This is a genomic window from Halobellus sp. LT62 (assembly GCF_037031285.1).
Taxonomy (GTDB): Archaea; Halobacteriota; Halobacteria; order Halobacteriales; family Haloferacaceae; genus Haloquadratum; species Haloquadratum salinisoli.
In genome coordinates, this window is sequence record NZ_JAYEZO010000001.1 from 377705 (window position 1) to 389621 (window position 11917).

General features: G+C 59.7%; 9 protein-coding genes and 1 tRNA gene. 5 read left to right on the forward strand and 5 right to left on the reverse strand.

The features are described from left to right. Window positions 1-23 precede the first annotated feature (23 nt). Together U5919_RS01840 and U5919_RS01845 are read right to left on the reverse strand one after the other, a co-directional pair. Window positions 24-1490 carry a D-aminoacyl-tRNA deacylase gene (locus tag U5919_RS01840; protein WP_336023845.1) on the reverse strand — a complete coding sequence of 489 codons (1467 nt, stop codon included), beginning with the start codon at window positions 1488-1490 and terminating at the stop codon, window positions 24-26. A gap of 100 nt (window positions 1491-1590) precedes the next feature. Then, on the reverse strand, window positions 1591-2913 hold the full coding sequence (locus U5919_RS01845; protein WP_336021817.1) for a sodium:calcium antiporter: 1323 nt from the start codon (window positions 2911-2913) through the stop codon (window positions 1591-1593). Between the two features lie 149 nt (window positions 2914-3062). On the opposite strand from U5919_RS01845, the gene U5919_RS01850 reads away from it, so the two are divergent. Then, entirely contained in the window at window positions 3063-3869 is an 807-nt protein-coding gene (locus U5919_RS01850; protein ID WP_336021818.1) for a shikimate dehydrogenase, read from the forward strand. Between the two features lie 40 nt (window positions 3870-3909). Here the strand turns inward: U5919_RS01850 and U5919_RS01855 are convergent, their stop codons facing one another. The 3 genes from U5919_RS01855 to U5919_RS01865 all read right to left on the reverse strand — a co-directional run bounded on the left by U5919_RS01855 (window position 3910) and on the right by U5919_RS01865 (window position 6764). Then, on the reverse strand, window positions 3910-5850 hold the full coding sequence (locus U5919_RS01855) for an ABC transporter ATP-binding protein (protein ID WP_336021819.1): 1941 nt from the start codon (window positions 5848-5850) through the stop codon (window positions 3910-3912). A gap of 68 nt (window positions 5851-5918) precedes the next feature. Next, the gene (locus tag U5919_RS01860) at window positions 5919-6188 is read right to left on the reverse strand and encodes a DUF7538 family protein (RefSeq protein ID WP_336021820.1); all 270 of its coding nucleotides are present in this window, start codon (window positions 6186-6188) and stop codon (window positions 5919-5921) included. Between the two features lie 51 nt (window positions 6189-6239). Next, window positions 6240-6764: a DUF192 domain-containing protein gene (locus U5919_RS01865; RefSeq protein WP_336021821.1), complete on the reverse strand. Its 525-nt coding sequence runs from the start codon at window positions 6762-6764 to the stop codon at window positions 6240-6242. Between the two features lie 88 nt (window positions 6765-6852). On the opposite strand from U5919_RS01865, the gene U5919_RS01870 reads away from it, so the two are divergent. From U5919_RS01870 to U5919_RS01885, 4 genes are all read left to right on the forward strand, one after another. Next, a tRNA-Val gene (locus U5919_RS01870) sits at window positions 6853-6925 on the forward strand. A 2009-nt stretch (window positions 6926-8934) separates the two neighbouring features. After that, the gene (locus U5919_RS01875; protein ID WP_336021822.1) at window positions 8935-9357 is read left to right on the forward strand and encodes a hypothetical protein; all 423 of its coding nucleotides are present in this window, start codon (window positions 8935-8937) and stop codon (window positions 9355-9357) included. 3 nt (window positions 9358-9360) lie between these two features. Further along, window positions 9361-9981, forward strand: coding sequence for a hypothetical protein (locus tag U5919_RS01880; protein ID WP_336021823.1), 621 nt, complete (start codon window positions 9361-9363; stop codon window positions 9979-9981). Between the two features lie 188 nt (window positions 9982-10169). Continuing rightward, window positions 10170-11909 carry a DUF2254 family protein gene (locus U5919_RS01885; protein WP_336021824.1) on the forward strand — a complete coding sequence of 580 codons (1740 nt, stop codon included), beginning with the start codon at window positions 10170-10172 and terminating at the stop codon, window positions 11907-11909. Window positions 11910-11917 lie beyond the last annotated feature (8 nt).

The following is an 11917-nucleotide window of genomic DNA, read 5'->3' on the forward strand; positions in this document are numbered from 1 at the left end:
CTGAGGCGGGTCTTCGCGGCGGTTCACGGGAGATCGGCGCGCGCGTCCGGCCGCTCGGTGGGGAACGTCACGCGCTCCGTCGTCGTGACCTCCTCGGGCGTCACCTCGACGCCGTCGACCTCGACCGCTTCGCCGGCGGATAACCGACCGAACGCGGGGCCCTCGGGCACGCCGGCCTCGGCCGCCGCGTTCGGGTCGAACGTCTCGCGCGTCGCGATCACGCGCTCGTCGCCGACGCGGACCTCGTCGTACTTCGACTCTAAGATCTGAGCGACGTCGTCGACGACGTCGTCGAGGACGGCTCGGTCGGCGACCGCCGCCCCCCCGCGGGGTTTCGTCCCGCCCTCTCGCGTCTCGAAGGCGACGACCTGCGACTCGACGGCCTCGAACGCCGCGTCGCGGTCGATCCCGGACGCCTCCGCCAGCAGGTCGTCCGGGAGCGGGACGATTTCGTAGCCGTCGCGGTCGTCGTCGGAGTCTCTCTCCGCCCCCGCGCCGAACCGAAGCCCTTCCTCGACCGTCGTGAGATCGGATTCCAGCGCGTCGACGAGGGCCAGACCGACACCCGACGTCGTGCGGAGCCACGTCTCGTCGACGACGCGATAGCCCAGATCCTCGACGACGGCTTTCACCGCGGGGTCGTCGTCGACGACGAGCGCCCGCCTCGCCATCGACCGCTCGAAGGCGCTGTCGATGATGTCGGCGTTCGCCGCCGGCGAGCCCATCGACTGCAGGACCCAGTCGCTCGCGACGTGGCCGACCGCCCAGTCGGTCTCGCGAATGATGCGCTCGAACTGCGGCGCGTAGTGGCCGCCACCGAAGCCGACGACGTGCCGGCAGCCGCGCGTGGCGGCCGACCCGTCGGCCTCGGTGGTCGTCGCCGACGCGTCGGATTCGGCGATCGACGCCGGGGCGTCGTCGGCGACATCGGCACGCGCGTCGGCAGCGACGCCCGAGAGTTCGAGGACAGCGCGGGCGACCGCTCGGGCCCCCTCGGGGTCGTCCCACTCGGCCTCGCTGCTCCCGAGTTCGACGAACAGCGACGGCGCGCCCGCGTCGCTCGGGCCGTGGTGCGTGCCCTCGATGCCGACCTCGTAGCCCTCGGGCGCGTGGCGGTCGAACGCCTCGACGACGGCGCGCTGGACGTTCGGACACGCCCGGGAGAGTTCGCCCGGTTCGCCGCCGAACTCCGCGGGCCCGAAGTTGCCGGTGAAGTGCGCCGTCAGCAGCGGGCCGGTGTCGCCGGCGTGCCGCGAGAGGAAGGCGACGAACTCCGGCGCTTCGGAGAACGCGTCGGCGACGCCGTCGAGTTCGAGGTGCCACTCGTCGAACTCCCGAAGCTCGAAGTCGCCGTGGCGGTAGTACGTCCCGCCGCCGTCGGCGTCGCTTCTCTCGGGGTCCTCGTGGGACTCCCATTCTGCGAGCGAGCGTAGTTCCTCGCCGATGGCGACCGACGCCGAGTCCGCGCGGCTGACGACCAGTCCGATCACGCTGTTCACGCCCGGGTGTGGTCGCCTCTCGGTATAAAAGGTCTCGGAGCCGATCGTGCGGGACTCCCGATCGGGCCGAACCGTCAGATCGTCGGCCCGTTCAGTCTGCGCGATCGGGCTCTGAGATGGGCGTCCCGCGGATGTTGGCGACGGTGAGCCGCGCGAGCCGCCGGAGGTCGCTTTGACGCGTCGCGAGCAGCCCCGCGCCGAGGAGCAGATAGACGGCGGAGTACGTGAGAAGCAGGTCGATCGAGTACTGTTCGGCGAGCGCCGCCGGGTACGTCCGGATGAGGGCGAACTCGATCGCGACCTGCGAGACGAAGAGGACGAGCAGCGTGACGGCCTCGCCGACGCTGATTCGGAAGTTCACGAGAATCGCGATCGCGAAGAAGCTCTGGGCGGCGGTGAGCCAGATTTCGGCGGCCTGCTTGAAGTCGAACGGGAGGACGCCGTATCTGCCCAGCGCGATGCTGTAGACGACCGAGAGCGTCCCGATCAACAGCGTCCACTGGTTCAGTTTCGAGGAGATGAGCGCGTTGAACGCGGCGGTCGAGCGAGCCTTGTTCACGAGGTACGCGGTCACGATGAGTTCGGGGCTTTCGGAGGCCAACGGCGCGATCCATTGGATCATAAAGAACTCGGGGATGCCGAACCGGAGCCCCAGCGACTCCAGCCCGTGCGCGAACGGCTCGACCGCCGTGAAGATCAGAAAGCCCGAGTAGACGAAAAGCGTCAGCACGATCGGCACGCGGACCGACCGGGCTTTCGCTTGGAAGTACCGGGGCACGCCGATCTGGTCGTCGTGGTCCTCGACGTCGCCGCGGATGATGATAGCGATGTAGGTGACGTAGAGGCCGACGAGTACGATGGTATCGATGGCGTCGATACCGCTGTTGAGCGGGACGAAGAAGGCGAAGACGGTCGCGAGAAACAGAAACAGGATTTCCGTGGAGATGCTCGGATCGAGCTTCACCGCGTCGCGGAAGCGACCCTCGCGGTTGACGACGCTCGTGTCTGCTCGCGATCCCGACGTCGCCTTGTAGATCGAAAACAGCGCGATGCCGGACCAGCCGAGGCCGATGAGGATGCGGTTCGCCCCCGTCATATTCGCCACGGCGAGATTCGCCTTCGAGGGATCGGTCGCCGCCTGCCACGCGTACAGCGCGTCGACGGCGTACTCGGGGGCGACCGCGAGCACCGCGAGGACCGCGATGGCGAAGGCCCGCGGGACGTCCTTTTCGGCGGTCTCCGCACCCCACGCGAGGAGGAACGATGCGCCGAGTACCGCGAGTCCGGCGATGCCCACGACGGTCAGCACCCCAAAGCCGTCGGACAGTCCCGTCGCCCACGAGACGACCCACGGAACCGTCAGGAGGAGCGCTCCGCCCGCGGCGGTGAGCGGGTGGCGCAAGCGCGAAGTCATCACCGGAAGTGCTCTCTTCGGCCGCCTATCTCTTGCGGTTCGCAGCGTCGGCGAGGGCAGCCGCCGATCGGCGACGACCGAGCGATCTCCTCGCGTCCCGACGTCCGCGGAGGCGACCACTTAACTCGGTCGACGGCACAGGCGTCCGTATGCAGGTATTCGGACTCCTCGGCAACCCGGTCGGCCACTCGCTGTCGCCGCCGATGCACGAGGCCGCCTACGAGGCGCTCGGTCTCGACGCGCGCTACGTCACCTTCGAGCCCGACCGTGACGCCGCGGCCGACGCCGTCGACGCCGCGGAGACGCTCGGGATCGCCGGATTGAACGTCACGATCCCGTTCAAACGGGACGTCCTCGACGCGGTCGACCTCGACGATATCGCCCGGCGCGTCGGAGCCGTGAACACGATCGACTTCTCAACCGAAACGCCCCGCGGCTACAACACCGACGTCGCGGGCGTCGAGCGCGCGTTCGCACACCACGGCGTCTCGATCGACGGCCGCGACGCCGTCGTCGTCGGCGCGGGGGGGGCCGGACGCGCGGCGGCGTTCGCCCTCGCCGACGCCGGTGCGTCGGTCCACATCGCGAACCGGACGGTCGAGCGCGCCGAGTCGCTCGCGGCCGACGTCCCCGGCGCGACCGCGGGCGGACTGGCCACGCTCGACCGGGTCGCCGAGGCCGAACTCCTGCTCAACGCCACGAGCGTTGGAATGGAACCGGACGTGGAGGAGACGCCCGTTCCCGCGGAACACCTCCACGCTGATTTGGCCGTCCTCGACGCGGTCTACTCCCCGATCGAGACTCGACTGCTTCGAGAGGCGGCCGAGGCGGGTGCGGCCACGATCGACGGCGCGTGGATGCTGCTGTTCCAGGGCGTCGAGGCGTTCGAGATCTGGACCGGTCGTGACGCCCCCGTCGACGCGATGAACGAGGCGCTGCGAGCGGAGTTGGGCTGACGCAACGAGGCGCCTCCCGGCTGTCGTCGCCGGACGACGCTCAGTCGTCGGCGTCCGTTTCGATCTCCGTCCGCGACGCGCGACGGCTGGCCCGCTCGACGAACTCGTCCGGCAGTTCGTCTATCTCGCCCGCCTGCACGCCCCAGAGGTGCGCGTAGAGATCGTCGTTCGCGAGCAACTCCTCGTGATCGCCGTGCTCGGCGATCCTTCCGTCCTCAAGGACGACGATCTGATCTGCGTCCTTGATCGTCGAGAGCCGGTGGGCGATGCTGAACGTCGTTCGGTCCTCGGTGAGGCGGTCCAGTGACCGCTGGATGAGCATCTCGGTCTCCGTATCGACGTCGGAGGTTGCCTCGTCGAGCACGAGAATCTCCGGGTCGCGGAGGACTGCGCGCGCGATCGAGAGCCGCTGGCGCTGGCCGCCCGAGAGCTTCACGCCACGCTCGCCGATCTCCGTGTCGTAGCCGTCCGGGAGGTTCGTGATAAACTCGTGGGCCTCGGCGGCCTTCGCGGCCTCGACGACGTCATCGTGGGTCGCGCCGAAGGTCCCGTAGCGGATGTTTTCCTCTACTGTCCCGTAGAACATGAACGTGTCTTGGCTGACGTAGCCGATCGAGCGTCTGAGGCTCGGAACCGTCACGTCCCGGACGTCGGTGCCGTCGATCGAGATCGAGCCCCCGTCGACGTCGTACATCCGGAGTAAGAGCTTGAGGACGGTCGACTTCCCGGCCCCCGTCGGGCCGACGAGCGCGAGCGTCTCGCCGCCCGCGACCTCGAATGAGACGTCTTCGACGATCGTCTCCTCTCGATCGTAGCCGAAGCTCACGTCGTCGTAGACGACGCGCCCCTCCTCGACGACGAGCTCCTCGGCGTCCGGCTTTTCCTCGATCTGAGCGGGCTCGTCCATCAGTCCGAAGATCCGCGCGGCGGAGGCGTACGCGCGCTGGTACATATTGATGATCTGGCCGAATTGGGCCATCGGCCAGATGAACCGCTGGGTGAAGAGGATGAAGCCGACGAACTCGCCGGGCGTGAGCCCGCCCGAGAAGAACAGCGGCGCGCTGCCGGTCTCCCGGTAGGTAAGCACCCAGATCCCGCCGAGGAAGAAGGTGAGGATGAACCCGATCCCCGAGAGCAGTCGGAGCCCCGGGAAGAACTTGATCCGTGTGCCGATCGCGTCCCAGTTGGCGTCGAAGTAGTCCTGTGAGACGTCGTCGACGCGTTCGGACTCGAAGTCCTCGGTGTTCGAGGACTTGATCACTTGGATGCCGCCGAGGTTGTTTTCGAGCCGGGAGTTGAGTTGTCCCACCGAGGAGCGAACCGCCGCGTACTTCGGCTGGATCGTGTTGACGAACCGGTAGGTGAAGTAGCCGATGAGGGGAACGACGGTGAGGGTGACGACGGCGAGTTGCCAGTTCCAGTAGAGGAGGATCGCCGCGATACCGAGCACCATCACCCCGAGGCGGAACGCCGAGTTCATCCCGTCGTTGAGAAAGCGCTCTAATCGGTTGACGTCGTTCGAGAGAATCGACATCATCTCGCCGGTCTGCTTGTCGGCGAAGAAGTCCATATTCAGCCGCTGCATCTTGTCGTAGGTGTCGGTGCGGACGGCGTGTTGGATGTGCTGGGCGAAGGAGTTCCACCCCCAGTTTCGCGTCCAGTGAAACGCCGCGCCGCCGAAAAAGGACAGGGCGATCAGCGCCGCGGCGAGGTGGAGCTGTCCGGTCGGCGTCGTCGGCAGCCACGCGTCGGGAACGAGCCACAGTGAGAACGGGCGCTCGTCGAAGAAGATGGAGTCGACAGCGACCGCGAGGAGGACCGGCGGGAGGAGGTCGAGGAGGCGCGCGACGACGCTGGACAGCAGGCCGACGACGAACGCGAAGGCGTTCTCGCGGCCGTACTCGTCGAAGAGCCGACGCATCGGGTTCTCCGCGCGCTCGCGCTGTCGCTCGAAGGGGTCGTCTTCGGCGGGATTGACCATCACCGTGTTTCAGGTCGCGCCGGTACTAAAGGGTTCCATCGCGTCACGCTCAGCGCCTCCGCGCTCGCTCACAACGAGCGACGCTCGACCTCGGGATCGATCCCCGCCGCGTCGAGATCCTCACGGACCCTCGTGCGGAGCGGGTCGGGCACGGTGTCGCGACCGACGGGCACGGCGGTCTCGCCGTCGCCTTTCACTTTCCAGTAGAGGACGCACTCGGAGGGGCCGTAGAACTCGACGCTGTAGCGGTCGCCCGCGCCGCGGTAGTGAACGCGAGCGGCGTAGCCCTCGGCGTGCCAGCCGTCCAAGGCGTCGAGCGCGGCGGTGGGATCGCTCATACGTCACCGCAGGGTCGCGCTCGCCGTCGGGCTTTCGGTTCCATCTCTCGGTCAGGAGTCCGTCGACGCCGCCACGTCGTCGTCGATCCGGACTCGATCGCCCACTTCGACGCCGTGCTCGGTGGTGTACTCGTACGGCACTTCGAGCACGTACTGTCCTTGGCCGCGGTAGCGCCGCAGTTCGTCGTTGGAGGTCCCCTCCGGCGGTAGCTCGGCGTGGTGGATCGCGGTGATCGTCCCCTCTCCGTCGACGAAGACGATGTCGATCGGGAACGCCATATCCCGCATCACGTAGGCGTACTCGTCCTCTGTCTCGTGGACGAACAGCATTCCCTCGTTCGCACCCAGTGAGTCGGTGTCGCTGAGGCCGGTGATGCGCTTCGATCGCGTGTCGGCGACGCGGACGTTCACCGTCGCGAGCGTCTCGTCGGTGTCGCCGTCGACGAGAGTCACACTGGTCCGGTCGTACTCGCCGGTCGGCAGGAGCGCGGGGTTGCTCGCGACGGCGACGACGCCGACCGCGATGAGGACGGCGACGGCGAGGAGGGCAGTGGCGAGTCGCGACCGATCGGGCATACGTGACTGTTCGGATCTGTGGAGGGTAAGGATTCCGGCGCTTGGGATTGGAAACCGTTATACCCGCGTGTGGGCTTTTTCGAGGTGCGGGCTCGTGGTCTAGTGGTTATGACGCTTCCCTTACAAGGAAGAGATCGGTGGTTCGACTCCGCCCGAGCCCATACGAGTGCCCGAGCGACAGCGAGGGCCGAGTATTTTCGCGAGGGCGGATCGAATCAGGGAGCAGCTTCGCTGCGACCGTGGTTCGACTCCGCCCGAGCCCACTCGGATTACGCACGGTTTCTAAGGCACCGATTTCATCGCGTAGAAGCGATATAGCCCAATTTTCCCAATTTCTGTCGGCGTAACGACGGGGTTCAATTTTCTCGAACCCAGTCGTTTTTCGACTGGCCCCCGCCTCCGTCCGGGGTTCTGCGCTATCCGAACGCGTGCTGAATCATTAAGCTATCGCCTACTCGGATTTTCATATGTCGTCGACTGCCTGATGTAATCGCTGCGAGCCCGATAGTGAAGACGACGATTGCCCCCCGCTCGTCCGATCCACACCAGCGCTGTCACGTCGATCCACTATATTACGCCGCGTGGTCCGTCGAGGTGACGTTGGCGGCGACGGGGGTTGCGCCCGCGGTGTCGCGAGCTGTTGCGCGGGCCGGGCTGACGATCCGGACCGCGGGACCACGTGGGAATGCGTGGCATTTGGTTGCGGCGGCGAACTGGCGGAGGGCATAGCTGCTCTTTTTTCGTGGTGTCTTATACTGCTATGGGGGTCGTTGCCGGAAACGGCTCGCTGAGCCCAGAATTCGTGTTCTTATGAACGAAGGAGGCAATATGTCCGATAATATCCCGGAAACAGCCGGAAATTCTTTTTCAGAGTCAGTCCGTTGTTCCGGATCCGTTTCAATAGTGCGTGTTCTGACTAATTACGAGTTGCTGAAGGACAGTTCTGATTCAAAATTGTAGGTCTGAATTATATTTCCTACTCGGTCGAATTGCCACAGAGAGCATTCGACTACCGCCCATCAGTTCGATTCAATAATCAAATTACTGCGTAGGTATTTATATCCGAAAATAATACTTCCGCTCCGGTCTGGGTAGCTTGATATTCGCAGACGGCTTTGTTTTGGTGTGGCCGTAATGGTCAGATAAGGACGGTGATCAGGTACGGAATCTGATATTTATATGCAGATACCCGGATACCGAAGCCTTAACTGACTATCCCACGCCACAAACGACCGTCCTTCACGGGACGACGCCTGCTCGGGCGTCTAAGCAAGTCACGGGAGGTGCAAGATCACCGAAGCCAGATTGATCGTGGTCGCGATCTGCGGAACGATCCTCGCTCTCTATGGAGTCCAAGCGGGGTTGGTCCTGCTGACGATCGCGGCCACGACCACGACACGGTAGTCTCGCTCGGTCGACTACCCATTGTGGACACGGCCTAACGTGTCCTACTGGGTTCTTCATTCGTGGCGTAAAATAGCTTTCCTTCAGATCCATATATGGACATTAGAGGTCGTCTATGTGCTGTTTGTTGATAGTGTAGAAATCTAATTCACTGCTAACAGCCTCAAAGCTACGCCAGTTCGTCGTACTTCTTCAGCACCAACTCGAAGTACTCGTTGGTCATCCGTCTCGGATTCTGCACTTGGTAGGAATCCCCAAGGACGAACTTCATCTGAGCGCACCAAGCTGTAGAATTCTATGGAGATCGCCGTCGCGTCTGTTCTTTGGTGAGTGGGGCAGAACGGATTGGTTTTAGAACAATTTACGCCCAGTCGTGATTTTTCCATCCCTCGTAATGCTTGAGCCGACTCTTAATTACGAACGGTTCCCATTCACAGTTGTAATACAGGAAGTCAGCTAATTCACCGAAGCGGCTACTATTGAGTAACATTCCACGGTTTGGATTATGCCTCACGAACGGTTCGATTTGAACTACCTCAAAGGCATCTTTTGCTTTGCCCTTGTCTGAGACTGCTGCCCGATTGACCACACTATCCTTGTCCATCGGCGTTCCGTACGCGTGATTTGAGATGAGAACCGCTAAGATAGCACATATATACCTATCTTCCATCAATGAAAGGGAATTATCGATACGTGAAAAAACGCGGTGCCAAAATCTTTTGTCGAGTGCGCAAATATACTATGGTAACACCCGTTGATGGTCACAATGAATTCAACAGAGAATGGCCCAGATATGAAGAAGGTTCGGAGAGAAAATCCGAGTTCCTGGCTGGAGCTTACCGACAACCAGACACTGCCATTGATTATCGATTCGCTTCTTGACTCGCCACCAGGCCGCGAGTTCAATAAGCAAGAGCTGGGGCGTCACGCCGGAGTCAGTCGTGAATCAGTACGAAAATATATCGAAACTTTACTCAAATTCGGGATTATCAAGGAAGTTCCCCAAACCAAACCTCAACGCTACACGCTGAACGATAAAGGGAAAGCAACAATTGAACTATTTGAACTAAAAAGTGCCCTGAACGCAGCCGCAACCTCCGAAAATAAAGACTTTGAACAAGAGGCGACAGAAGATACAGGAATGGAGTTGGATTTCCCGGCCGATGAGCCTCCAACTATCAACATTTAATTTATGCCTTCTGATAAACAATACAACGACGCTGTAAATACCGTCTGTGATGACCTCGAAAAAGTCGACTGCTACGTTCTTGACGTTGTTGAGCCCGATAATTTTGAAGGCCACATCGTCTATTTCCGCCACGGATCACGACAAATAGAGATATTCGCCGAAAAAGAGGAACGATTTTTCGACATTGGATATCGAATTAACCTTGCGGAGAACATCGGCCAGTCAATTGATTTTGAGCCGAATGAAGAACAACCTGACTTATTTGGAAAAAAAGTCTCACCTGAGACAGCTGTAGGTTATCATAAATTAGCTGAAATCCCAACAGATCAAATGAGAGATTTCACTTACCAACTCGGAATGCATCTAAGTTCTCCGTTTACCAGTTATCAGTTATCAACAGATAATGATGGAGTAGTTTACTCGTATGCCGTCTGGAAGAAGCTGTTTCCGTATGAACGCGATTACACACTCAGAAGGTTAGAGGAAGCCATTCAGGCAGTCGTCAGCGTTGGTGTGAATGCGAATCGTTTTGTCAATCGTGTACTCCAGTCAGATTTTCTTGAAGGAGAATCTACCCATATTGAAGACAATAAATCTGTGAAGGAAGAGGATACAATAGACTAATCCAAGTGGGATACGATCTCGAAAGGTCTGTTTGCCATCCGCCCCAACCTATTCTTGGTGGAAGTCGTCGAGGATGAACTTCGTCTGCTCGCCAGCCCGTAGGCGTGGAACGCGGTCGCGTCCAGTATCCGCCTGAACGCGCTCACCTTGTCAGGACATTTTATTAAATACCGCCCTGTGCGTCGGTTATGGCCAGTAGTTGGAGGGAAGTTCTCAAAGAGAACTATACCTCTATTTTCGGAGCAACACTGTTGCTTATCATCCTCGGTGTTACGGGGTATTTCCTATCTCCCGTGTTCCCACGAGAAAACCTTGATACTCTGCTTTCGGTTATGATCGGCGCACAGGCGAGTGTCTTGGCAATCGTCATTTCTGTGACGCTCATTTCAACGCAGCTTGTCGCTACGCGATACGCTCCACGAATGGCTACGCTGCCATTCCGAACACCGCTATTCAAAGGAACATTCGCTCTCTTCTCAGCCTCAATCATCCTCGACTCGATTCTTTTGCTCGGGGCCGCAGAGGCGATGAATCCATTCTACCCTGCGGTTTTCGCTGTCGCGCTTGGGCTCTTTGTTCTCGTTCTGCTGTTTCTCTATTTCTTTGTTCGTGGAATGGTCGCTATCAGCTCTCCAGAGAGTCTCGTTACGCTATTTACTGAGACGGTTTCTCCCGGCGAGTATCTAAGTAAATGCAGTGATCTTGCGGATTCTCCCGAAAAGAACGCACACCCTCTTCAGCCACTCTACCGATTCATAATGTCCGCTCTGTCGAGCGGTGAATACGGAACTGCAAAATCAGCACTTGATCAGTATGAGCAATTCGCGTCGGAGACACTAACTGAATTGGATGACGATGAGGTCTTCAGCGATCCTTCTGTGGAATGTAAAGAGCAACTCTTTGGGCCAGTTCTGAAAGAGCACCTTCACTCGATAACTATCCACGCTGCAGAGAAAGACGAGTCCCAGATTGTTAGCGCGGCAATCGACGCACAAGTACGGCTCGGAAAGGAGGGGATGAGCGAGAATAGGAACCAGAGGATCCCTCGTCAGGCACTTTGGGGACTCCGCAAGACGATTATGCAATCTCCAGTAAACGGAGACGACATAGTGACGATTAATCGAGTCTGGCCGGCAGTGTCTGAGTTAATGCTCGAAGAGACCAAATACGAACACTACAAAATTCTTCGCTCCGGAAATGACCTAATTGGTCAAGAGCTACTTTCAAATCTGAACCGATCTGAAGAGCCCAAGTGGCATACAAGTGCACTCAGAGAATTCTTCGATAATATTTACAAGGCTCATAAAACAGTCTTAGAAAACCTCGCGGAAAGTCACGAATTCAGCGAACTTGGGCTACACAAACCATCGCAGAGGGCCCCGGATTCAGAGGACACAGTTCAACAAGCAGGGCGCACCAGAGACGCGGTGATCAAAGCCACGAGTAACTTTCTCCAGTTCCGCGTTGAGAACGAATACTACCCCATTACAGAAGGAAACTTCAGAAAAACGTGGCAGAATCTGTGTATAGACGCGGCATCATTAGATGCAGAAGAGTATGCGACTTGGCTCTGCCAAGTCCTCATCGAGATTGCTTTCATCGAGAATTCCAATCGGCCATATAAGCAACAAGATTCAAACCATAGACTGCTCACCGGCAAGAAGGACAATTTCCTCTATTGGACGCGAGAGTTGACCCACATCCGAAGCGAAACGTCCGACCCAATTGTAGAAAAGGCGTTTAATAATCTTTCTGGGTATGAGAATCAAGAAGAGCCAAGTCCAATTCCATACGCTGGCGAACCCTCTGAACGGCAAAAGGAATACTACTCTTTCAACCTCTCAATCCGCGGGTATAGAGACCTGAATACGGAGTCTGAGTATCCGGACCTAATTGAAAAAATCCGAAAAGCATCATCTATAGAATAGAACGAGGC